Here is a 22,917-nt window from a genome sequence, read left to right as displayed (position 1 = left end):
CTACTTGCAAGATAGGTGGTTACAAGAATTTTCAGTATGTAAAAAATTCTTACATGCTGCAAATGATAATAAACAATTAAAGCTTTAAAGGAAAAATAATGGCTAAAGCAAAACAAAACACAAGAAAACATTTATTGTTAAATAAATTTATCCATGATAAATCACTAGTGCAAAAGCTTGATGAAAGTTATGATTTTAGTAATTTTTCTCAAGCTATAAATTTACAATTTTATCAGCAAGAAAGTGTTAAAAATGCTTTAGCTATACTCTCTTTTTATATGAAAGATGAGTTAAATTCACATCAATACAATCAAGAACGCAGAAATCTTTTAGCATTTTATCAAGATGAAAGTGAGAATTTAAAACTACAAAAAGAACATATCGCAAGAGCTTCATTTTGGATGGCTACAGGAAGTGGTAAAACTATAGTTATGATCAAACTTATAGCTTTGATACATGAATTTATTAAAAATAATCAATTACCTAAAAAGCCTATCATGCTTTTAGCGCCAAATGATAAGATTTTAAATCAATTCAAAGCAAATATAGCTAAATACAACAATCATCACAGCAATTTTATCAAAATAAAAGATTTAAAAGATTTTGAAAGCATAGAAAAAGAAGCTAGTTTGTTAAATGAAGCGGTGGTGTATTTTGCAAGAAGTGATTTACTTGAGAGTGAAGAAAATGTAGGCAAAGATAAAAAAGCAAAAAGATTAAACTATAAAAATTATCTTAATAAAGGTGGTTGGTATATATTGTTAGATGAAGCTCATAGAGGCGATAGTAAAACATCACTAAGAAAAAACTATTATCATGAGCTTGCTAGAGGTTTTATCAAAGAAGATGAATTTCCAAAAGGCTTTGTTTTTAATTTTTCAGCTACCTTTGAAGATGAAATAGACTTTATAACTTGTGCTTATAATTATAATCTTCAAAAATTCAATCAAGAAGGATATGGTAAAAATATAGCAGTTTTAAATGAGAATTTAGATTTTAAAAGTGAAAATAACGAAGAAGTAAAAATTAAAACGATTTTAGAAAGTTTTATAATATTCAATGCTATTGTAAAATCAAAAGAAGAATTGTTTTTAAAAAGATCAGACTTTAAATATCATAATCCTTTAATCATAGCAGTTTCTGATAAAGTAAATACTCAAGATGCGGGTATAAAAGCATATTTTAAGGCAGTGTATAATGTATTAAAAAATAAAGTAGATATAGGTAATATAGCTTTAGAGCTTTATAAAAAACTTCAAAATCAAAATTTGCATTTTGGTATAAATACGCTAAGCAATGATTTTTTGAAATATATAAAAAATGCAAATAACGATGAACTTAGAGAAAATATTTTTTATGCAAACGCAAATGCAAATTTAGAATGTTATAGTATTAAAGGAAATGATAAAGAATTAGCTTTTAAGAGTAAAAATTCAAACAAACCCTTTATGCTTTTAAATATTTCAAATGCAAAAGAATGGGAAAAAGATTTTTTACTTGAGCTTGGGGTAGAAAGCATAAGCGATATATCACAAAGTCATTTTGAAAATATCAATAGCTCACAATCTTCTATCAATATAATGCTAGGAAGTAAGGTTTTTTCAGAAGGTTGGGATAGTAATCGTGTAAATTTAATTTCTTTTATCAATATAGGAAGCATTAATGCTAAAAAATATGTTTTGCAAACTATAGGAAGAGGTGTTAGAATAGAACCTTTCTTAAATATAAGAAAGAGGTTAAATACTTTAAAAGAGATGTTTAAAATTGATGAGCGATGTGTAAATTTAGCATGTGGTTTAGAAACTCTTTTTGTAATGGCAAGTGATAATGAAGCCATAAAAGCTATTATAGAGGGTATAGAATGCGAATTTATGGAAAGTAGGCATTTAAAAGGATTTAAAGAAACAAAATTGTCGTTTAATTTACCTGTGCCAAAATACAAAAACGAAGCAAAACTAAAAAACATTTATAAAATTTCAGAAAAAGAAGCAAAATCTTTAGACAAATTTATAAAATCTTATGATGAGGATGTTTTGATTTTAGAACAGTGTTTGTATAAAAATTTTAAATATTCTACATTAGAAGAATTTTATAAATTTAGCGATGGTAAAGAAAGTAAAATACAATTATCAGGAGATAGAGTAGAGTTTAATGAAAAAACAACCTTAAAAACAATCAATAGTGTGTTAAATTCTAATGCCAAAGTTTTGGATAAATTTGTAAAGTTAGAAGAAGAAATAACACACCATAGAAATATACAAGCAAAGTTAGATTTTGAAACCGTTCAAAAAATTAATAAGACTATAAAAGATGTTTTAAATGCAAAAAGCGAATATGAATTAAAAGCAGATTTTGAAAATAAAAAAATAAATTTAGATGAGCTAATGCAAGGTATAAAAGAAAGTCAAAAAAGCAAGGAGGTGCAAAACTATATAATTAGTGCAAAACTTAGCAAGCATTATTATAGCCCTTTAATCATTTACAATAAAAATGATAAAGAAAATAAGATTAATTTTGCCATTTCTAATAAAAGTGAAAAAGAATTTTTAGAAGATTTAGAAAGTAATTTAAAATCATCTTTTTTTGAACAATATGAATGGTATTTTTCTAAATTGGTAGAAAATCAAGATGAAATTTATATCCCTTATTTTGATGAAGAACAACAAAAAGAAAGAAAATTTTATCCTGATTTTATATTTTGGTTAAAAAACAAACAAAGTGGAGATTTTTCTATATATTTTATAGATCCAAAAGGTTTAAAAATAGAAGATAATCCTAGGTTTAAATTAAAAGGCTTTAAAGCAATATTTGAAAATAAAAATTTAACTTATGAAGATAAAAATATAAAAGTAAATTTATTTTTTTATAATAAAAATATCAATAACACTTCAGAAGAAATAAAAGATTTTGTTAGATCAAATATAGAGGATATTTTCAGATGAAAACCTTTTTAGTTTGTGCTTTAGAGCCTTCAGCAAATTTGCATTTAAAAGAAGTTTTAAAAGCTTATAAAAATGAGTATAAAGAATTTGATTTAGTAGGAATTTATGATGAGAGTTTGTGTAAAGAATTTAGTCTAAATTCCAAGCCACTTTATAGCTCACATGAGTTTAGTGCTATGGGTTTTATAGAGGTTTTGCCACTCATTTTAAAAGCCAAAAAAGCTATAAAAGAGCTAGTAAATTTAAGCCTTACTCAAAAGGTTGATGCGATTTTATGTATAGATTCTCCTGCTTTTAACATACCTTTTGCAAAAGCTTTAAAAAAAGCAGGTAGTAAAATTCCACGCATTTATTATATCTTGCCTCAAGTTTGGGCGTGGAAAAAAGGTCGCATACCTATCATAGAAAGTCATTTTGATATTTTAGCTTCTATTTTGCCCTTTGATAGTGAATTTTTTAGTAAAAGCACTTATGTAGGCCATCCACTTTTAGATGAGATAAAAGAATTTAAAAATCAAGAAGACATTAACAATATACTTTCAAAAAAAGATGATGAAAAAACTATAGCCTTTTTACCAGGTTCAAGGCGTAGTGAAATTAGGCGTTTGATGCCTATTTTTAAAGAACTCTCGCAAAAATTTAAGGGTGAAAAAATTCTTTGTATCCCCCCGTTTAATCTTGAAAAATTAGAAATTTATGGTGATATTAGTGAATTTAAAATAGAAAGTAACACTCCAAAAGTGCTTAAAAAAGCTGATTTTGCCTTTATTTGTAGTGGAACGGCTACTTTAGAAGCAGCTTTAGTGGGAACTCCTTTTGTTCTTACTTACAAAGCAAAGGCTATTGATATTTTTATCGCAAAACTTTTTGTAAAATTAAAACACATAGGACTTGCAAATATTTTTTGTGATTTTGCTAAAAAAGAAGCTTTAAATCCTGAATTTTTACAAGATAAAGTCAATGTTTTAAATTTATATGAAGCTTATAATAAATATGATTATAAGGCATTTTTTGCTAAAGTTGATTTTTTAAAAGAATATTTACAATTTGGAAGTGCTAAAAATTTAGCAAAAATCCTAAGCGAAATATAAAAGGATAAATCATGCAAAAAGAACCAATGAGTCAATTTGGCTATGATAAATTAGCCGCAGAATTAAAAGATTTAAAAGACAATCAACGCCCTGCCGTTGTAATAGAAATCGATACAGCAAGGAGTCATGGGGATTTGAAAGAAAATGCGGAATACCATGCTGCAAGAGAAAAACAAGCTTTGATAGAAAGTCGTATTGCAGAGCTTAGTGACTTGCTAGCAAGAGCTCAAGTGATCGATCCTTCAAGCTATGAACATGATAGTGTGAAATTTGGTTCAAGTGTTGTGATCATGGATTTGGATACAGAAAAAGAAAGTAAATATACTCTAGTAGGAATTTGCGAAGGAGATTTAGATAAGGGTTATATTTCCATCGCATCTCCAATAGCAAAAGCTATGCTTGGGAAAAAAGAAGGAGATGATTTTAAAGTGCGTTTGCCAAAAGGTGAGAGTGAATTTGAAATCCTTTCTATAAATTATGAGCCTTTGAAATTTTAAGGATAAAAAATTTTACTACAAAATGGAGCGATTTTAATCGCGGATGCTCATGAAAATGAACAAAGAAAGGGATTTTGGGAATTTTTACAAGCCTTAAAAAAAGGTAAAATTTCCACCCCTCAACTCATACTTATGGGTGATATTTTCGATTTACTTATAGGCGAAATCTCTGCTACACATGAATTTGCTAAACCTTACATAGAACTTTTAGAAGAATTGGCCTTAAAAATTGAAATTATCTACTTAGAAGGCAATCATGATTTTAATCTTTCTTGTTTTTTTAAAAGGGTAAAAATTTTTAACTTACAAGAGCAGCCCATAAAGCTTAATTTGCATACAAGTAAAGGTAATAATCTTGTTTTAAATAATGCTTTTATAAAATTAGCCCACGGAGATATTTTTTTACCACCTCTTTTACAATTTACTCTTAAAACATTAAGAAATCATTATTTGCTTGTATTTTTGAATTTTTTAAATATTATTACTCGTAATTTTATTTCAAATAAAATTCTTCAAAATCAAAACAAAAAAAACCTTTTTTATCAAATAAAAGATTTTGAAAATTTAGCGAAAAAAAGATATGAAAAATATGAAAATTTAGGATTTTGGGTATGTGAAGGACACTATCATCAAAATCATCAAATCAACAAAGAAAACATTAAATATCTTAACTTAGCTAGTTTTGCATATGAGAGAAGTTTTTTTGTAGTAGAATATCAGCAAGAAATCAAATTTCGAGAACAGAAATTGAGGGGTCAAAATGTTTGATGAAAATATCGTGAAAACGGGTTCAAATGAAATGGAGCTTGTCGATTTCCGTATCTTTAAGCAAGGGCACGATAAAGTCTATGAAGGAATTTATGGTGTAAATGTTTCTAAGGTAAGGGAGATTATAAAAATCCCAAGCCTTACAGAACTTCCAGGTGTACCTGATTACATCGAAGGAATCTTTGATCTTCGTGGAGTGGTTATACCTGTAGTCAATCTTGCCAAATGGATGCAAATCACTGAGCCAGAAAGCACTATGCTAAAACCTAGAGTTATTATTACTGAATTTAGCAATATTCTTATTGGTTTTATAGTTCACGAAGCAAAAAGAATTCGTAGAATAAACTGGAAAGATATAGAACCAGCAACTTTTTCTACAGGATCAGGTGCTTTAGATAAAGGTAAAATTACAGGTGTAACACGCATTGAAAATGATGAAGTGTTGCTAATTTTAGATCTTGAAAGTGTTGTTGAAGATTTAGGAATTTACGCTCCAAAAACAGATATAGATTTTGGAAAAATAGAAAAATTTACTGGAACAGCACTTATACTTGATGACAGCATGACTGCTAGAAAACGCGTCAAAGAAATGATGCAACAGATGGGCTTTCAAGTTGTTGAAGCTAAGGACGGCGTAGAGGGCATAAACAAATTAGAAGAATTAAGCCAAATTTATGGTGAAAGTTTAAACGATACTTTAAAAATTATAGTAAGCGATGTCGAAATGCCACAAATGGATGGTTTCCACTTTGCTGCACGCATTAAAGAAGATCCAAGATTTAAAGATATTCCTATAGTCTTTAACTCATCTTTATCAAATGAATTTATGAATGAGAAAGGTGTTCAAGAAGCTGGTGGAGAAGGCTATCTTGTCAAATTTAACGCTAGCGATTTCTTCAATGAAATTGCAAAGGTTATTAAAAAACATCAATCTCAAGAACAGGGGTAAAATATGGAAGATATGCAAGAAATACTTGAAGACTTTTTGGTTGAAGCTTTTGAGCTTGTTGAGCAAATCGACCATGATTTAGTAGAGCTTGAATCAAATCCAGAAGATTTAGAATTATTAAATAGAATTTTCCGTGTTGCACATACGGTTAAAGGATCATCAAGCTTCTTAAATTTTGATGTTTTAACAAAGTTAACTCACCACATGGAGGATGTTTTAAACAAAGCAAGACATGGCGAGTTAAAAATAACTCCAGATATCATGGATGTGGTTTTAGAGTCTATTGATAGAATGAAAACTTTACTTAATTCCATTCGTGATAATGGCAACGATACTGCTATTGGTATGGATATAGAACCAATTTGCGCAAGATTAACAGCTATTTCAGAGGGAGAGTCTCCTGTTGTGGCAACAGATTCAAATGAAAAATCTATTCCACAAGCAGAACTAGAAGCACCAAAACAAGAAATAGCTACTCCAGAACCTGAAGTAGATGTTAATCAATTAAGTGATTCTGAAGTTGAAGCTGAAATAGAAAGACTTTTAAAAGTTAGAAAAGCTGAAGATCAAGCTCGTCGCGCACAAAAGAAACAAACAACAAATGCGGCACCTAAACCGACTAACAATACAGCAAATAAACCTACGGAAAGTGGAGAGAAAAAAGTTCCTGCTTCAGGTAGTAATGCTAGCAGTATGGATCAAACCATACGCGTGGAGGTAAAAAGATTAGATCACTTAATGAATCTAATTGGAGAGCTTGTTTTAGGCAAAAACCGTTTGCTTAAAATTTACGATGATGTTGAAGAGCGTTATGAAGGAGAAAAATTCCTTGAAGAACTTAATCAGGTTGTAAGTCAATTAAGTATTATTACAACTGATGTTCAGCTTGCTGTGATGAAAACAAGAATGCAACCTATAGCAAAAGTTTTCAATAAATTCCCAAGAGTTGTTCGTGATTTAAGTCGTGAATTAGGAAAGCAAATAGAACTTGAAATTACAGGTGAAGAAACTGAACTTGATAAATCTATCGTAGAGGAAATTGGCGATCCTATCATGCATATGATTAGAAATTCATGTGATCATGGTGTTGAGGATCCAGCAACTCGTGCAGCGAATGGAAAACCTGAAAAAGGTATAGTACAACTTAAAGCTTATAATGAAGGCAATCACATCGTTGTAGAAATTACAGATGACGGTAAAGGACTTGATCCAAATGGCTTAAAAGCAAAAGCTATAGAGAAAAATTTGATTACCGAAAGAGAAGCAGATCAAATGACAGACAAAGAAGCTTTTGCTTTGATTTTCAAGCCTGGTTTTTCAACTGCAGCTAAAGTAACAAATGTTTCAGGTCGTGGTGTAGGAATGGATGTTGTTAAAACCAACATCGAAAAACTTAATGGGGTAATTGAAATTGATAGTGAGTTAGGCAAAGGAAGTTCATTTAAACTTAAAATTCCTCTTACCTTGGCAATCATTCAATCTTTACTTGTAGGAACTCAAGAGGAATTCTATGCAATTCCACTTGCAAGCGTTCTTGAAACAGTTAGAGTGCCAATTGATGATATCTATACTATCGAAGGTAAAAATGTATTACGCTTAAGAGATGAAGTGCTTTCTCTTGTGAGACTTTCAGATGTATTTGGAGTTAAACAAGTCCTTGAAAGCGGTGATCAAACTTATGTCGTTGTTATAGGGGTAGCAGAAAGCAAGCTTGGTATTATAGTAGATACTCTTGTAGGACAAGAAGAAATAGTTATTAAATCTATGGGTGATTATTTACAAAATATCCAAGGTATAGCAGGAGCTACAATCCGTGGTGATGGTAGAGTGACATTAATCATTGATGTAGGTGCTATGATGGATATGGCCAAAGAAATTAAAGTTGATATTAAAGCGCAATTAGAATCAAGTGCCAAAAAACCTAAAGAACAACCAAGTGACTATAAAGTCTTAATTGTAGATGATTCTAAAATGGATAGAACTTTAATGCAAAAAGCTTTAGAACCGCTAGGAGTTAGTTTAATCGAAGCAACAAATGGTGTTGAAGCATTGAATATTATAAAATCTGGCGAACATGATATTGATGCAATGCTTATAGATATCGAAATGCCAAGAATGGATGGATACACCTTAGCTGGTGAAATTAGAAAGTATTCTAAATATCGCAACTTACCATTGATAGCAGTTACTTCAAGAACAAGTAAAACTGACCGTTTAAGAGGTGTTGAAGTGGGTATGACTGAATATATCACTAAACCTTATTCTCCAGAATACTTGGAAAATGTGGTTAGAAAAAATTTGAAACTAGGATAAGAATATGAGTAATGAAAAATTAGAGCAAATTTTGCAAAAACAGCAAACTCAGATGGCTGGTCCTGATGTCGATCAAAGAGAAGATGATATCATCCAACTTGTTGGCTTTGTAGTTGGAGATGAGGAATATGCGATTCCAATTCTTAATATACAAGAAATCATCAAACCTATAGAATATACTAGAGTTCCTAGTGTACCTGATTATGTTCTAGGGGTTTTTAATATGCGTGGTAATGTTATGCCGCTCATTGATCTAGCTCAACGCTTTCATTTAGGAAGTTCTAAAATGACACCTCAAACAAGATATATTGTTTTAAGAGGTGAGACAAATGGAACTGGAGTTGGAGGAAATGCTGGTTTTGTTATAGATAGATTAACTGAAGCAATTAAAATTCACAGAAACAGAATCGATCCACCACCTGAAACTTTAGTTAAAGACAAAGGTATGATTTATGGTATAGGAAAAAGAGATGAAAATATCTTAACTATACTCAAAGTAGAAGCTTTGCTTAAGCGCGAATTTTAATGATTAAACTTTGTGTTTTTGACTTTGATGCTACTTTAATGGATGGTGAAACCATCGATATTTTAGCTACAGCGCATGGCAAGGGTAATCAAACAAGCGAAATTACCCGCCATGCTATGACTGGAGAACTTGATTTTTTCGAAAGTCTTCAAAAACGAGTAAGCTTTTTAAAAGGTATGTCTTATAAAAAAGTTTTAGAATTAAGTAGCACACTTCCACTAATGCGTGGAGCACATGAACTTATCCAATATTTAAAATCTAAAAATATACAAATTGTTATTTTTAGCGGTGGTTTTCATGAAGGCATAAATCCTGCTATGCAAAAACTTGGAATTAACCTCGGTTTTGCAAATTATCTGCATCATAAAAATGACATTTTAACAGGGCTAGTTGGTGGGGAAATGATGTTTTCAAATTCAAAAGGCTTAATGCTACAACGATTAAAAAGCTTTTTAAATTTGAAAACAGATGAAGTGATGTGTGTTGGCGATGGGGCAAATGATTTGGCAATGTTTAACGAAAGTGGATTAAAGATTGCATTTTGTGCTAAAGAAATTTTACGTTCTCAAGCTGATATTTGCATAGATATAAAAGACTTAAAAGAAATAATAAAGGTAATATAATGAAAAATTTTTCTCTTTGGTGTGATTTTATAGAAAATAGTTTTTTAGATAATGAATTTTTAAATTTATTATCACATGGAATTAATGGCGCTACTTCAAATCCTGCTATTTTTAAAAATGCTATTTTAAATTCTCCAATTTATAAAGATAAAATTCTTAAATTAAAAGAAAAAAAAACAAAAGATATTTATGAAGAATTAGCAATTTCTGATATTCAAAAAGCAGCTGATAAATTAGCTCCTCTTTTTTATCAAAAAAATGATGGATTTATAAGTATTGAAATAGATCCAAGACTTCATGATAACACAACTCTTAGTTTAGGTGAAGCTAAAAGACTTTATAGTGCTATTGGCAAAGAAAATATAATGATTAAAATTCCAGCTACAAAAGCTTCTTATGAAGTAATGTATGAACTTATGAAAAATGGTATTAGCGTCAATGCTACCTTAATTTTTTCTCTTGAACAAAGTCAAAAATGTTTTGAAGCTTTAAATGCAGGTTTAGTCGAATTTAGAAAAAACAATATAGCCTTAAAAGAACAAAACACTAGAACACCACAAGCTGTTATAAGTATTTTTGTAAGTCGTTTTGATAGACTTTTAAATCCTAAGGCTAAGGAGCAAAATCGTATTGGAATTTTAAATGCAAATTTAGCTTATAACAATATCTACTCAAAAAATGAACCTAATATTCGTGCCTTGTTTGCAAGCACCGGAGTTAAAGGAGATGATCTGCCAAAAGACTATTATATCAAAGAACTTCTTTTTGAGAATTCTGTTAATACTGCTCCTCTTGATGCAATAGAGGCATTTAAAGGAAAAATGCATTTTAAAAAACCTTTAATGAATTTTGAAATTTATACAGAACTTAATCAAATCATTTCTCAAAGTGAACGAGAAAAAGCTTGCAATGATTTATTAAGTGATGGCCTAGAGCAATTTTGTATTGCTTTTGAAGATATTTTAAAAGCTCTTTAATTAACGTATTTTTATCATTTTATTCTTTGAAAGTTTTAATATTTTTGATGGGATATTTTCGAAAAATTTCTCATCAAGTATTATATCGGCAACACTTCTAGCCCATTCTTCATCAAATTCTTTTCCATGCTTGTTTGCCGAAGATGAATAAAAATAGCCATTTTTACTTAAAAAATTCGCATGTTTACACTCTTTCACAATACGAATGGCCTGATTATTGGGATAAATAAAAGTTGTTTTTTTAGAACGACGTACTAAATTTTTAAAAGATTTTGGAATTCTTGCTAAACTTTTTAACTCGCAAAATTTCGCAGAAGTGATTAAGCAAGGCTGATTTTTATCTCTACCTTTTAAAGCATTAATCTCTTCTAAATTTTTACTTAAAAATCCTACCGTAGTATCTGTTTGAGCTAAATAAATCAAGATTTAAGCCACTCTTGCAAACTCTTTACATCTAGGCAAGATTTACTCTGTATAGCTTTAATCGATTTTGCACCTGCTAAAGCTGATCGTAAATTTGTAAAATAAGGTATTTTAAAACGAATAATATTTTCACGAATTTTTTTCGTATCGCCTTTAAAACTGTGACTATCGCTTGTATTGATAACTAAGTGAATTTCTCCATTTTTCAATTTATCTTCAACATTGGGGCGTCCTTCTGAAATTTTATGTACAAGTTCGCACTCAAAACCACTTTCTAAAATTTCCTTGCAAGTTCCCCCTGTTGCCATAAGCTTAAAGCCAAGCTTTACATATTCTACAGCGATTTTTTTGGTATATTTTTTATCCTTATCTTTTAAGGAGATAAATACCACGCCTTGCTCTGGAAGATGATTAAACGATGCAATTTGACTTTTCGCATAAGAATTTGCAAAATCCTTGCTTATACCCATAACTTCACCCGTTGAACGCATTTCAGGACCTAATTCTAAATCACTTCCACTAAGTTTTGCAAATGGAAATACTGCTTCTTTCACGCTCATATATTTTGGAGTTTTAGGGCGTAAAATTTTAGTATCAAAATTAACCACTTTAAAAGTATCATAAAATTTTAAAGCTTCTTTTAAATTTCCTTGCCACATCACACGCGTTGCCACTTTTGCTAAAGGAATACCCGTAGCTTTACTAACAAAAGGTATGGTACGACTAGCTCTAGGATTTACCTCTATCATATAAAGCTCATTATTATGTAAAGCAAATTGTATATTTAAAAGTCCTACAACTCCCAAATTTAAAGCAATATCTGCGGTTTTTTGTGCAATAAATTCTTGCATTTTTTCATCGATATTGCAAGGCGGCAAAGAACAAGCACTGTCACCCGAATGAATTCCTGCTTCTTCTATGTGCTCCATAATTCCTGCAACATAAACATCTTTGCCATCACAAATCGCATCAACATCAATTTCTGTAGCATTGTCTAAAAACTGATCGATCAAAACAGGGCTTTTATCGCTTACATCCACAGCTTCTTGCATATAGAGTCTAAGTTCAGCCTCATCATTTACCACACGCATCGCACGCCCACCTAAAACATAACTTGGTCTTACAAGCACAGGATACCCTATATCACTAGCCTTAAGAACCGCTTCTTCTACGCTTGTTGCAGTAGAATTTTTTGGCTGATTGATACCTAGCTTTGTAATAAATTCGGCAAATTTCTTTCTATCTTCTGCCATATCAATTACTCTTGCGCTAGTACCTATAATCTTAGCTCCAAAAGCACTTAAACGCTTAGCAAATTTCAAAGGAGTTTGTCCACCAAAATGCACAATCACTCCATCAGGTTTTTCACGCTCAATCACCGCTCTTAAATGTTCGAAATCAATAGGCTCGAAATACAAAATATCACTTGTATCATAGTCAGTCGAAACGGTTTCAGGATTACAATTATACATAATAGTTTTAATACCCATATCTTTAAGCGCAAAAGAAGCATGTACGCAAGCATAGTCAAATTCTATACCTTGTCCTATACGGTTTGGCCCCCCACCTATAATCATCACTTTTTTTTCTTTTTTATCCTTAGCATCGTTTTTACTTTGAGTGAGTTCGCTTACATTGATACTTGAATAAAGATAAGGAGTTAAGGCTTCAAATTCACCCGCACAAGTATCCACTTCACTAAATTCTGCGATGATTTTTTGCTTCATTCTTACATAATAAATATCATTTTGGCTTAATTCTAAATTATCTTTCAAATTTACAAGCAAGGCTATCATTTTATCTGAAAAGCCCATAGTTTTTGCTTTTCTCAAAAGAGCCTTATTGTTTAAAATATCCATATCAATTTGTTCTTCAAAATCTACAATTTCTTTAATCTGTGTTAAAAACCAAGGATCTATTTTACAAAGCTCATAAAGTTCTTCTACGCTAAAACCTTCCCTAAAAGCTTGAGCAACATAAAGTAAACGCTTTTCATTGGCATTGCGAATTTTAAAAACAAGATCATTTCTATCTTCAAATTTTACCCTATCAAAACCACTTAAAGAACGCTCAAGCGAACAAAGTGCTTTTTGTATACTTTCTTTAAAAGTGCGTCCTATAGCCATTACCTCACCCACACTTTTCATAGCTGTACCTAAAGTTGTATTTGCTCCTGGAAATTTTTCAAAGGTAAAGCGAGGAATTTTTGTTACAATATAATCAATCACAGGCTCGAAAGATGCAGGAGTTCCTGTAATATCATTTTTAATCTCATCTAAGCTAAAACCTACTGCCAAAAGTGTCGCAACCTTTGCTATAGGATAACCCGTTGCCTTAGAAGCTAAAGCACTTGATCTTGAAACTCTTGGATTCATTTCTATAACTATCATTCTTCCATTTTTTGGGTTGATAGCAAATTGCACATTACTTCCGCCTGTATCTACACCAATTTCACGCAAAATAGCAAAAGAAGCATTACGCATAACTTGATATTCTTTATCTGTCAAAGTTAATGCTGGAGCTATTGTAATACTATCTCCTGTATGAACTCCCATAGGATCGATATTTTCTATGCTACAAACTATGATACAATTATCCGCTCTATCGCGTATAACTTCCATTTCATATTCTTTCCAACCTAACAAACTTTCTTCAATCAAAATTTCATGAATAGGTGATAAAGCTAAAGCAGTATTGGTAAGTTCTTTAAATTCGTCCATATTGTAAACCACACCACTTCCAGCACCCCCTAAAGTATAAGAAGCACGGATCATCAAAGGAAAGCCGATTTCATCTACGGCTTTTAAAGCTTCGTCATAATTATACGCATACATCGATTTTGGCAAATCCATGCCAATTTTTTTCATACATTCTTTAAAAACCTGACGATCTTCGCCTTTTTTAATCGCCTCAGGATTTGCGCCTAAAAATTTCACATCTCCTAAAAGTCCGCTTTCATAAACTTCCATAGCAACATTTAACGCTACTTGTCCACCCATAGTTGGCAAAATTGCATCAATTTTTTCTTTTTTAATAATACTTAAAATACTTTCTTTTGTTATGGGTTCTATATAAGTCGCATCTGCAAATTCGGGATCTGTCATGATGGTTGCAGGATTTGAGTTGATTAATACTACACGATATCCTAATTCTTTTAAAGTCTTTGCGGCTTGAGTTCCAGAATAATCAAATTCACAAGCTTGTCCTATCACAATAGGACCACTTCCTATAAGTAAAATGCTTTTAATATCTGTTCGTTTTGGCATAAATTTTCCTAAGAGCATAAATTTGGGCTGATTATAACAAAAATTAGTTTTATAAACTTTGAAATTATCGATATAATTTTAAAAAATAAACACTCTGCTTTTAATCTAGGAAATAATACATAAAGAAATTTAAGATTTTTTATAAAATTCTCATTCAATTATAAACATTTATTTGATAATTTAACAAAATTTTTAGCATTAAACAAAGTTATAATAATTAGCAAAAATATAGAAAATTTTTAAAAAGTCTAATCCTTGACTTATAAATTATCAACTACATATAAATAAGCAGGAATACTAATCTTAACATAAGGCTTTACTTCTACACTTTGATACATATCTTCATCATTAACTCTATTCACAATACCGACAGGTATATCTGAAAAGAAAATATTATCAAGTCCACTTGTTAAAATTTCATCTCCGGTATTAATTTTTGCCCATTTTGGAATAAATTTAACCACAATCCTGCCATCTTCACCCTGGATTAAACCTGGAGCTTTGGATTTTCCTATATAAACAGAAAAAACACACTGATCATCACCTTGTAAAAGAGCCATTGCTCTACCATTTTTATTAATAGCTATACCTGCAGTATATCCTTGATATATCAAACCACGGTTTTTACCAACGGGAATTTTGCTCCAATCTAACCATAATTTTTTATAATCATTCAATTGAACATAAGAAATAACTCTAGTTAAAGAAACTTGAGGTAAATATTTTGTAGAATTTTGATCCTCTAAAATACGATTTAATTGATTTGCAAAACTAGTTACCTTTACAGCAATATCTTCTAATTCTTTATTTCTAGCTTTTAGTTGCTGAATTTGATTTGCTTGATTAAAGTGTTCTGAAATTTTTTCTCCCAAATAATCTTTAATATTATAAAAATTACCTATAACAAAATCATTAACACGGAGAACATTTTGCTTAATAAGTCCTCCATAATAAAAAGATATAAAAACCAAAAAGGCTAAGACAAGAACATAAAAAATCTTATTCTTCATTGGTTAATTGTTGCAATAATGAAATTTCCTCTAAAGCTTTACCTGTTCCTTTTGCTACAGCTAAAAGCGGTTCATCTGCGATATAAACTGGCAAACGTACAATTTCACTTAAGTATTTATCAAGACCACGAATCAATGCTCCGCCACCTGTTAAAACTACACCATTTTCTACTATATCACTTGCTAAATCAGGCGGCATCATTTCAAGAACCATTTTTAAAGCATCAGCAATTTCTTTTAAATACTCACGCATCGCTTCTCTTACATCTTCGCTTGTAAGTTCAATACGACTTAAAAGTCCACTTACTTGATCGCGTCCTTTTACCACCATAGAAAGCTCTTTTGGAAGTTGTATTGCTGAACCTATAGTGATTTTAATCTCTTCGCCTGTTCTTTCACCTATGATAAGATTGTATTTTTCTTTTACATAATTAACTATACTCATATCAAGCTTATCTCCAGCCGTACGAATAGACTTTGAAATCACAAGTCCACCCAAAGAAATCACTCCAATCTCAGTAGTTCCACCCCCTATATCTACTACCAAATTTCCTTTAGGCTCTTGTATAGGTAAACTTGCACCAATAGCTGCTGCCATAGGCTCTTCAATCAAAAATACCTCTCTTGCACCTGCACTTAAAGCACTTTCTCTTACCGCTTTTCTTTCTACTTGAGTTAAACCATAAGGAACAGAAATGATAATTCTAGGGCGTAAAAAACTTTTTCTACGGTGTGTTTTTTCTATAAAATAGCGGATCATTTTTTCAGTCATATCAAAATCTGCAATCACGCCATCTTTCATAGGACGAATAGCTTCGATATTGCCTGGAGTTTTTCCCACCATATCTTTAGCTTCTTTACCTACGGCTAAAATTTTTGCTTTGGAACCATACCTTTCTCTTTCAACTGCCACAACAGAAGGCTCATTTATCACTATACCCTTATCTTTTACCAAAACTAGCGTATTAGCTGTTCCTAAATCAATCCCCATATCACTAGAAAAAAATCCTATAAGTTGATCTAATATCATTTCTATCCTTTTTAACTTATTTTTCTTTTTATTAATAATGCCTTTGCATTGTCTTTAACAACTTCTTTGGTTATTACAATATCATAGTCTTTATACTCTGGTAACTCAAACATTAAATCTACCATCATTTCTTCTATAATACTTCTAAGCCCCCTAGCCCCTGTTTTTCTCTCCAATGCAAGTTGTGCGATAGCTCTTAGAGCATCTTCTTCAAATTTTAAATTCACTCCATCAATAGCAAAAAGCTTTTGATATTGCTTAATAATGGCATTTTTAGGCTCAGTTAAAATTCTTACCATATCTTCTTCATTAAGCTCATTTAAAGATGCAATCACATGCAAACGACCTATAAGCTCAGGAATCAAACCAAAATGCACCAAATCATCAGGTTCAATTTTCTCAAGTAAAGCTTTATTTTCTTCTTTTGCATCATCAAAAAAGCCCACAACTTTATCGCCAAGTTTTCTTTTTAAGATAGTTTCCAAACCATCAAAAGCTCCACCACAAACAAATAAAATATTTGAAGTGTCAATTTGTATAAACTCTTGATTTGGATGTTTTCTTCCCCCTTTTGGTGGAATATTTACCAAACTTCCTTCGATAATCTTAAGTAAAGCTTGTTGCACACCCTCTCCACTTACATCACGAGTAATAGAACGATTTTCACTCATTCTAGCAATTTTATCAATCTCATCAATAAAAACTATACCTTTTTGAGCTCTTTGCACATCTCCATCTGCAGCTTGTAAAAGACGTGTTAAAATATTTTCCACATCCTCACCTACATATCCTGCTTCAGTTAAAGAAGTTGCATCACAAATTGCTATAGGTACATCTAAAAATTTAGCTAAAGTTTGCGCCAATAAAGTTTTTCCACTTCCTGTTGGCCCAACAAGTAAAATATTTGACTTAAAAAGCTCTGTATCATCATCTTGAAGTTCAGCTTTAAAAAGTCTTTTATAATGATTGTATACTCCAACACTAAAAACTTTTTTAGCTCTATCTTGTCCTATGACATAACGATCTAAATAAGCTTTTAATTCTTTTGGAGTGATATCTTTAAATTCTGTATTATGACTTTGTTTAGGTTCTTTAAATTCTTTTTCTTCTCCATAAATAATACTATAAGCACCTTCAACGCAATATTCACAAATAAAAGCATCATCATTTTCATTTGCTAAAATTCTTCTTTGTGGATTCTCCACTTCATTGCAAAAACTACATTTTCTAGGCATTATTTTTACCCCTATAGACAGGAATTCCGCGCTTTGTTTCTAATATAAAATGACACATTTTTTTAACATTTTCACTTTCTTGATTTTCAAGCAAATTTTTAGCATTTTCTTTTAAGTCTCCTTGTCTAAATAAAGTTTTAAAAGCTCTGCTAAGTCTATCTACTTCATCTTTATCAAAACGACGACGAATACCTACTAAATTTAAACTTCTAATACTTGCACGATTTCCTTCTGCTAAACAAAACGGTACTATATCCTGAGAAAGTGCACTTGCTCCTGCTATCATACAACCCTCACCTACTTTGACAAATTGATGAATAGGTGTAAGCCCGCCTACAACTGTAAAATCTCCAAGCTCTACATGTCCTGCTAAAGTTGCATTATTAGCTAAAATAATATTATTACCTAAAAGACAATCATGAGCAATATGACAATAAGCCATAATAAAAGCATTATCGCCTATACGAGTAAAACCATCTCCTTTAGCTGTACCTGAATTTATCGTTGCAAATTCTCTAATAGTTGCATTTTTTCCTATAACAACACCGCTTTTTTGCTCTTCTTTATAAGATATGTCCTGAGGAATATCGCCTACTATAGCATAAGAAAATACACGAGAATGATCACCTATAGTTGTATCTGAAAGAATTCGAGCACCTTGTTTGATGACAACATCATTACCTATTTTAGCATCTTTGCTTACATAGGCATAAGCTTCTATTACAACATCGTCACCAAGTTGTGCACCCTCTTCAATCACCGCACTTGGATGAATTTTTTTCATTATTTATCCACTATCATAGCTTTAAGCTCGGCCTCTGCAACTAAATTTCCATCTACAAAAGCTTGCCCTTTAAAAATCCACATATTACCACGATTTTTAACCACGCTCATTTCATAATCAAGCCTATCTCCAGGACGCACAGGATTTCTAAATTTTGCTCCATCTATGCCTGTGAAATAAACTACTTTACTTTTTGGATCCACTTTATCTTCCATACTTTCAAAAGCTAAAACTCCACCTGTTTGAGCCATACCTTCTAAAATCAAAACTCCAGGATAAATAGGATGCCCTGGAAAATGTCCCATAAAAACATGGTCACTTATACTGATGTTTTTATATCCTCGAACCACTTCTTTAACTTTTAATTCTGTAATTTTATCTACTAGTAAAAAAGGATAACGGTGTGGTAAGATTTCTTGAATTTGCATTACATCTATCATTATTAAATTAACCTTGAAAACAATTAAAAATTTTATTATATAAAAAAATCATTAAAAATTACATTAACAAAAAAGTTTTTCTTAATAAATTTCTTAAATTTTTACAAGCACCTCTTGATTATCATGATAAATTTCACTTTTTGCTATCACTTCATATCTTGAAGGTAAAATATTTTCAAGGATGATAATAGGGCTAAGATTATAAGTTCCAAACAATTTATTGCGCCATTTAATTTCTGCTTGCACACTCAAAGGTCTTTTTAAAAAATCTTCAAAATTTTTCCATTTGTTTTTAAAAAATGCATTAAATCGCCAAAATTCCACAAAAACCATTTCATCTTTAGTGCTTCTATAAAAGCCTTCTTTTAAATTTTGTTTTAAATTTTCCTCATCTAAAGAAAATCTTATATAAGCGTTTTTAAAATGCGAATAAAATAAAATATGAGATTTAACAGGTTTTTTATCTAATTTTATCAAAGCACTTAAAAGACGATAATTTAGAAATTTCTCTCTTAAAATTTCAAATTTTACATCCTTTTTTTCCAATAAAACTACCTTTTTATAAAAAGCTATTCTTGCTTCTATACTTGCAGGTAAAATTTGTTTATTTACAGGAGACATTAATTCATCAATGAAATTCTTATCTTGTTTTTGTTTTTTAAGCCCATAAATGCAGCCGCAATAGTTTTGATGATAAAGCATTTCTTTTTTTGCTAAAGCAAATTGTCTTTGAGTGCCACCATTTTTACGAAAATCAGGAGCTAAAAACTCCACCCCATAAGGCTCACATTCTTTTTGTAAAGCATTTTTTAACTGTTCTAAATCTTTTTTAGGGCTGGTTAAAAGCGTAGTAGTAAGCTTTTTTTCTCCTATTTTAGCAGCAAATTTAACACTAGATCCCATTCTTACATCAAAGCAAATTTCACACCTTGCACCTTTTTCAGGCTCATCTTCATAACCACGCACAGCATTAAGCCATTTTTCATACTCATACTCGCCCTTATATAACTTAATGCCAAGTTTATCACAAGACCTTTTTACATCTAAAAATCTTAGTTCATATTCGCTTAAAGGATGGATATTTGGATCATAAAAATATCCTATGATTTTTTCATCAGGATAAGTCTTTCTAAGTTCTTCAATAAAATAATGACTATCCACGCTACAACAAATATGTACTAGCATTAAAGACTTTCAAGCACTTTTAAAGCATGATCTTTTACACGAACATTACTATAAATTTGAGCAATCTTACCTGTTTCATCGATAACAAAAGTAGAACGAATAAGACCTTCGTATTCTTTTCCGTAATTTTTCTTAAGCCCCCAAGCTCCATAAGCTTTAGCAACTTCTTTTTCACTATCGCTAAGTAAAATATGTTTTAAATCAAATTTAGAGATAAATTTTTCATGACTTGCCACGCTATCAGGACTGATACCAATAATCACCGCATTTTTACCACCAAATTTATCATAATTTAAACTAAAATCACAAGCCTCTGTAGTGCAACCTAGAGTATTATCTTTTGGATAAAAATACAAAATCACCTTTTTGCCAATAAAATCTTTTAATGCTATTTTTACCCCATCTTGATTTAAAAGCTCAAACTGAGGTGCTTTATCTCCTATGTTTAAACTCATTTACTTGCCTTTGCTTTGATAGCTTCAACGCTTTCTCCGCCAAAGCCTATGTCATAATTTTCTACATCTTCTAAAACCACCACAACTCTTTCTTTACTTTTATTATATTTCGTGCTTAAAAGTTTGGTAATATCAGCTATAAGCTCCGCTTTTTGTTCCTTGCTTAAAGACGGCTTTGCTAATTTAATATTTACCAATGGCATAATTTCTCCTTTTTTAACGATAATTTTTCATAATTATTTCAAAAAATACCTAATATTTTTTTAACAAAAAACCTTAATTTAATAAAAGCTTATTGTTAGTATATTTTTGATAAAATCCCGATTTATTCTTAAAATAATATTTTTTAAGAAATAAACAACTATAAAAGGTAAAAAAATGATCTCAGCAGATAAAATTTGGATGGATGGAAAATTAGTTGATTTTAAAGATGCAACTTTGCACTTTTTAACCCATTCTTTGCATTATGGCAATGCTGTTTTTGAAGGAACTAGAGCCTATAAAACAGATAAAGGCTTAGCAATTTTCAGACTTGAAGATCACACCAAAAGACTTTTAGAGTCTGCAAAAATTACTCTTTTAAATTGTCCTTTTTCTCAAAAAGAGCTTGAAAATGCACAAATTGAACTCTTAAAAGCAAACAATTTTAAAAGCAATGTCTATATCCGCCCTTTGATTTTCTTAGGCGATGGAGTTATGGGACTTTATCATATAAAAGCTCCTGTAAGAGTTGGGATTGCAGCTTGGGAATGGGGTGCTTACCTTGGAGAAGAAGGTTTAGAAAAAGGTATAAAAGTAAAAATTTCGTCTTTTGCAAGAAATAGTGTTAAATCATGCATGGGAAAAGCTAAAGCAAGTGCGAATTATCTTAACTCTCAAATTGCAAAATTTGAAGCTATTGAAGCAGGCTATGAAGAAGCTTTGATGCTTGATGAAGAAGGTTTTATCGCAGAAGGAACAGGAGAATGTTTCTTTATTGTAAAAGATGGGGTTTTAATCACACCTCCAAATGATTTTTCTTTAAAAAGCATTACTCAAGATACAGTGCTTAAAATCGCTCATGATCTTGGTATTACTGTGCTTCGCCAAAGAATTTCAAGAGATGAAGTTTATACTGCTGATGAAGCATTTTTTACCGGAACAGCCGCTGAAATCACACCTATTAACAATATCGATGCAAGAATAATAGGAAATGGTTTAAGAGGATCTGTAACTAAAAAACTTCAAGATGCTTATTTTGATGTAGTTTATGGACGCAATGAAAAATACGCATCTATGCTAACTTATATTTAAAAAAGGAAATAAATGCCAGCTGATTTGAATGATTATTTCAATAAAAAAAATGGAAATTCTAACAATAACGGAAACAACAACCGTCAAAATTTCAATTTCAAAGCACCAGAATTTAATTTTAAAGGTTTTGGGAAATTCTCTCCATTTGTTTATGGGGTGATTATTATTATCTTATTTTTAATCGTTGCAAAACCTTTTATGGTGATAAATTCTGGGGAAATGGGGATTAAATCAACAACAGGTAAATATGACCCAAATCCATTAGAACCAGGACTTCACTTTTTCTTACCTTTTGTACAAAAAATAACCATAATCGATACTAGAGTAAGACAAATCAACTATGCTTCTATAGAGGGAAGTAATGAAAATTTATCTTCAGGTTCAGGTGTTATTAATAAAAATAGTATTTCTGTACTTGATTCTCGTGGATTGCCTGTATCTATTGATGTTACAGTGCAATACCGTTTAAATCCTTTGCAAGTTCCTCAAACCATAGCTACTTGGAGCTTAAATTGGGAAAATAAAATTATCGATCCAGTTGTTCGTGATGTAGTGCGAAGTGTTGTAGGAAAATATACAGCCGAAGAACTTCCTACTAATCGTAACACAATAGCCGCTCAAATAGAAGAAGGTATAAGAAAAACCATAGAAGCCCAACCAAACGAACCTGTAGAACTTCGCGCTGTACAACTTAGAGAAATTATTTTACCTTCAAAAGTAAAAGAACAAATCGAACGCGTGCAAATTGCAAAACAAGAGGCTGAAAGAACTAAATATGAAGTAGAAAGAGCTAATCAAGAAGCCTTAAAAAAAGCTGCTTTAGCTGAAGGGGAAGCAAATGCAACCATAATCAGCGCCAAAGGTAAAGCTATGGCTGTTAAAATAGAAGCAGATGCACAAGCTTATTCTAACAAAGAAATCGCAAACAGCCTAAACACCCCTTTGCTAAATTTAAAACAAATTGAAACTCAAAAAGAATTTAATGAAGCCTTAAAAGTTAATCAAGATGCTAAAATTTTCTTAACTCCAGGTGGAGCAGTGCCAAACATTTGGGTTGATACCAAAGATGCTAAAAAGCAAAGTGCTGCCAACATGAACTAAAAGGATACG

Annotated in this window: 21 protein-coding genes; 11 read left to right on the top strand and 10 right to left on the bottom strand. The window is 31.1% G+C overall.

The genetic code is table 11. The features are described 5' to 3' along the window. Window positions 1-98: 98 nt before the first annotated feature. From FBE96_RS01390 to FBE96_RS01350, 9 genes are read left to right on the top strand one after another with little or no spacing between them, the layout of a single operon-like run. Window positions 99-2,942: a DEAD/DEAH box helicase family protein gene (locus FBE96_RS01390; protein WP_002851717.1), complete on the top strand. Its 2,844-nt coding sequence runs from the start codon at window positions 99-101 to the stop codon at window positions 2,940-2,942. Continuing rightward, the gene (gene lpxB / locus FBE96_RS01385; RefSeq protein WP_002851712.1) at window positions 2,939-4,033 is read left to right on the top strand and encodes a lipid-A-disaccharide synthase; all 1,095 of its coding nucleotides are present in this window, start codon (window positions 2,939-2,941) and stop codon (window positions 4,031-4,033) included. Before FBE96_RS01390 ends, lpxB begins: the two co-directional genes overlap by 4 nt. 11 nt (window positions 4,034-4,044) lie before the next feature. Then, window positions 4,045-4,530 (top strand): transcription elongation factor GreA, encoded by a 486-nt coding sequence (gene greA, locus FBE96_RS01380; protein WP_002851733.1) that lies wholly within the window; start codon window positions 4,045-4,047, stop codon window positions 4,528-4,530. Window positions 4,531-4,539: 9 nt separating this feature from the next. Continuing rightward, complete coding sequence (locus FBE96_RS01375; protein WP_323808422.1) at window positions 4,540-5,298, top strand: UDP-2,3-diacylglucosamine diphosphatase; 759 nt, start codon at window positions 4,540-4,542, stop codon at window positions 5,296-5,298. Then, on the top strand, window positions 5,291-6,247 hold the full coding sequence (locus FBE96_RS01370) for a chemotaxis protein (protein ID WP_002851778.1): 957 nt from the start codon (window positions 5,291-5,293) through the stop codon (window positions 6,245-6,247). The genes FBE96_RS01375 and FBE96_RS01370 overlap by 8 nt, the downstream gene beginning before the upstream one ends. A gap of 3 nt (window positions 6,248-6,250) precedes the next feature. Further along, window positions 6,251-8,560 (top strand): chemotaxis protein CheW, encoded by a 2,310-nt coding sequence (locus FBE96_RS01365; RefSeq protein WP_002851649.1) that lies wholly within the window; start codon window positions 6,251-6,253, stop codon window positions 8,558-8,560. Window positions 8,561-8,564: 4 nt separating this feature from the next. Further along, entirely contained in the window at window positions 8,565-9,086 is a 522-nt protein-coding gene (locus tag FBE96_RS01360) for a chemotaxis protein CheW (protein ID WP_002826355.1), read from the top strand. Further along, entirely contained in the window at window positions 9,086-9,709 is a 624-nt protein-coding gene (gene serB / locus FBE96_RS01355; protein WP_002851598.1) for a phosphoserine phosphatase SerB, read from the top strand. The genes FBE96_RS01360 and serB overlap by 1 nt, the downstream gene beginning before the upstream one ends. Then, window positions 9,709-10,686: a transaldolase gene (locus FBE96_RS01350; RefSeq protein WP_002851728.1), complete on the top strand. Its 978-nt coding sequence runs from the start codon at window positions 9,709-9,711 to the stop codon at window positions 10,684-10,686. The genes serB and FBE96_RS01350 overlap by 1 nt, the downstream gene beginning before the upstream one ends. Here the strand turns inward: FBE96_RS01350 and FBE96_RS01345 are convergent, their stop codons facing one another. The 10 genes from FBE96_RS01345 to FBE96_RS01300 all read right to left on the bottom strand — a co-directional run bounded on the left by FBE96_RS01345 (window position 10,687) and on the right by FBE96_RS01300 (window position 20,717). Then, window positions 10,687-11,109: a hypothetical protein gene (locus FBE96_RS01345; RefSeq protein ID WP_002851686.1), complete on the bottom strand. Its 423-nt coding sequence runs from the start codon at window positions 11,107-11,109 to the stop codon at window positions 10,687-10,689. It lies immediately after the preceding gene. Next, on the bottom strand, window positions 11,106-14,375 hold the full coding sequence (gene carB / locus FBE96_RS01340) for a carbamoyl-phosphate synthase large subunit (RefSeq protein ID WP_002905804.1): 3,270 nt from the start codon (window positions 14,373-14,375) through the stop codon (window positions 11,106-11,108). Before carB ends, FBE96_RS01345 begins: the two co-directional genes overlap by 4 nt. 260 nt (window positions 14,376-14,635) lie before the next feature. Continuing rightward, a complete protein-coding gene (gene mreC, locus FBE96_RS01335; protein WP_002864583.1) occupies window positions 14,636-15,385 on the bottom strand; it encodes a rod shape-determining protein MreC in 750 nt (249 codons plus the stop codon). Next, window positions 15,375-16,415: a rod shape-determining protein gene (locus tag FBE96_RS01330; protein ID WP_002851700.1), complete on the bottom strand. Its 1,041-nt coding sequence runs from the start codon at window positions 16,413-16,415 to the stop codon at window positions 15,375-15,377. The genes mreC and FBE96_RS01330 overlap by 11 nt, the downstream gene beginning before the upstream one ends. Before the next feature lie 11 nt (window positions 16,416-16,426). Then, window positions 16,427-17,650 carry an ATP-dependent Clp protease ATP-binding subunit ClpX gene (clpX, locus tag FBE96_RS01325; protein ID WP_002864582.1) on the bottom strand — a complete coding sequence of 408 codons (1,224 nt, stop codon included), beginning with the start codon at window positions 17,648-17,650 and terminating at the stop codon, window positions 16,427-16,429. Next, window positions 17,643-18,434: an acyl-ACP--UDP-N-acetylglucosamine O-acyltransferase gene (lpxA, locus tag FBE96_RS01320; protein ID WP_002854387.1), complete on the bottom strand. Its 792-nt coding sequence runs from the start codon at window positions 18,432-18,434 to the stop codon at window positions 17,643-17,645. Before lpxA ends, clpX begins: the two co-directional genes overlap by 8 nt. After that, window positions 18,434-18,874, bottom strand: a complete 441-nt coding sequence (gene fabZ / locus FBE96_RS01315; protein WP_002851782.1) for a 3-hydroxyacyl-ACP dehydratase FabZ — start codon at window positions 18,872-18,874, stop codon at window positions 18,434-18,436. Before fabZ ends, lpxA begins: the two co-directional genes overlap by 1 nt. A 93-nt stretch (window positions 18,875-18,967) precedes the next feature. Then, window positions 18,968-20,059: an epoxyqueuosine reductase QueH gene (locus FBE96_RS01310; RefSeq protein ID WP_002854485.1), complete on the bottom strand. Its 1,092-nt coding sequence runs from the start codon at window positions 20,057-20,059 to the stop codon at window positions 18,968-18,970. Beyond that, complete coding sequence (gene bcp / locus FBE96_RS01305) at window positions 20,059-20,514, bottom strand: thioredoxin-dependent thiol peroxidase (RefSeq protein WP_002905805.1); 456 nt, start codon at window positions 20,512-20,514, stop codon at window positions 20,059-20,061. Before bcp ends, FBE96_RS01310 begins: the two co-directional genes overlap by 1 nt. Beyond that, a complete protein-coding gene (locus FBE96_RS01300; RefSeq protein ID WP_002860331.1) occupies window positions 20,511-20,717 on the bottom strand; it encodes a 4-oxalocrotonate tautomerase family protein in 207 nt (68 codons plus the stop codon). Before FBE96_RS01300 ends, bcp begins: the two co-directional genes overlap by 4 nt. A 175-nt stretch (window positions 20,718-20,892) precedes the next feature. On the opposite strand from FBE96_RS01300, the gene ilvE reads away from it, so the two are divergent. Together ilvE and FBE96_RS01290 are read left to right on the top strand one after the other, a co-directional pair. Beyond that, window positions 20,893-21,807, top strand: a complete 915-nt coding sequence (ilvE, locus tag FBE96_RS01295) for a branched-chain-amino-acid transaminase (RefSeq protein ID WP_002851928.1) — start codon at window positions 20,893-20,895, stop codon at window positions 21,805-21,807. 12 nt (window positions 21,808-21,819) lie between these two features. Then, a complete protein-coding gene (locus FBE96_RS01290; RefSeq protein ID WP_002854522.1) occupies window positions 21,820-22,908 on the top strand; it encodes a prohibitin family protein in 1,089 nt (362 codons plus the stop codon). The last annotated feature ends 9 nt before the right edge of the window (window positions 22,909-22,917 follow it).

It is taken from the genome of Campylobacter sp. CFSAN093241 (assembly GCF_012889595.1).
GTDB classification, from domain to species: Bacteria; Campylobacterota; Campylobacteria; order Campylobacterales; family Campylobacteraceae; genus Campylobacter_D; species Campylobacter_D jejuni.
Note: the sequence above shows the minus strand (reverse complement) of the source record. Positions and strands in the feature narration are given on the sequence as shown.

Bases quoted from the DNA above. Each gene is read 5' to 3' on its own strand.
- bcp (WP_002905805.1), bottom strand. From the start codon at position 20,514: ATGAGTTTAAACATAGGAGATAAAGCACCTCAGTTTGAGCTTTTAAAT.
- clpX (WP_002864582.1), bottom strand. From the start codon at position 17,650: ATGCCTAGAAAATGTAGTTTTTGCAATGAAGTGGAGAATCCACAAAGA.
- mreC (WP_002864583.1), bottom strand. From the start codon at position 15,385: ATGAAGAATAAGATTTTTTATGTTCTTGTCTTAGCCTTTTTGGTTTTT.
- FBE96_RS01365 (WP_002851649.1), top strand. From the start codon at position 6,251: ATGGAAGATATGCAAGAAATACTTGAAGACTTTTTGGTTGAAGCTTTT.
- ilvE (WP_002851928.1), top strand. From the start codon at position 20,893: ATGATCTCAGCAGATAAAATTTGGATGGATGGAAAATTAGTTGATTTT.
- FBE96_RS01390 (WP_002851717.1), top strand. From the start codon at position 99: ATGGCTAAAGCAAAACAAAACACAAGAAAACATTTATTGTTAAATAAA.
- FBE96_RS01290 (WP_002854522.1), top strand. From the start codon at position 21,820: ATGCCAGCTGATTTGAATGATTATTTCAATAAAAAAAATGGAAATTCT.
- FBE96_RS01370 (WP_002851778.1), top strand. From the start codon at position 5,291: ATGTTTGATGAAAATATCGTGAAAACGGGTTCAAATGAAATGGAGCTT.
- carB (WP_002905804.1), bottom strand. From the start codon at position 14,375: ATGCCAAAACGAACAGATATTAAAAGCATTTTACTTATAGGAAGTGGT.
- lpxA (WP_002854387.1), bottom strand. From the start codon at position 18,434: ATGAAAAAAATTCATCCAAGTGCGGTGATTGAAGAGGGTGCACAACTT.
- fabZ (WP_002851782.1), bottom strand. From the start codon at position 18,874: ATGATAGATGTAATGCAAATTCAAGAAATCTTACCACACCGTTATCCT.
- FBE96_RS01310 (WP_002854485.1), bottom strand. From the start codon at position 20,059: ATGCTAGTACATATTTGTTGTAGCGTGGATAGTCATTATTTTATTGAA.
- FBE96_RS01350 (WP_002851728.1), top strand. From the start codon at position 9,709: ATGAAAAATTTTTCTCTTTGGTGTGATTTTATAGAAAATAGTTTTTTA.
- FBE96_RS01300 (WP_002860331.1), bottom strand. From the start codon at position 20,717: ATGCCATTGGTAAATATTAAATTAGCAAAGCCGTCTTTAAGCAAGGAA.
- greA (WP_002851733.1), top strand. From the start codon at position 4,045: ATGCAAAAAGAACCAATGAGTCAATTTGGCTATGATAAATTAGCCGCA.
- FBE96_RS01360 (WP_002826355.1), top strand. From the start codon at position 8,565: ATGAGTAATGAAAAATTAGAGCAAATTTTGCAAAAACAGCAAACTCAG.
- serB (WP_002851598.1), top strand. From the start codon at position 9,086: ATGATTAAACTTTGTGTTTTTGACTTTGATGCTACTTTAATGGATGGT.
- FBE96_RS01330 (WP_002851700.1), bottom strand. From the start codon at position 16,415: ATGATATTAGATCAACTTATAGGATTTTTTTCTAGTGATATGGGGATT.
- lpxB (WP_002851712.1), top strand. From the start codon at position 2,939: ATGAAAACCTTTTTAGTTTGTGCTTTAGAGCCTTCAGCAAATTTGCAT.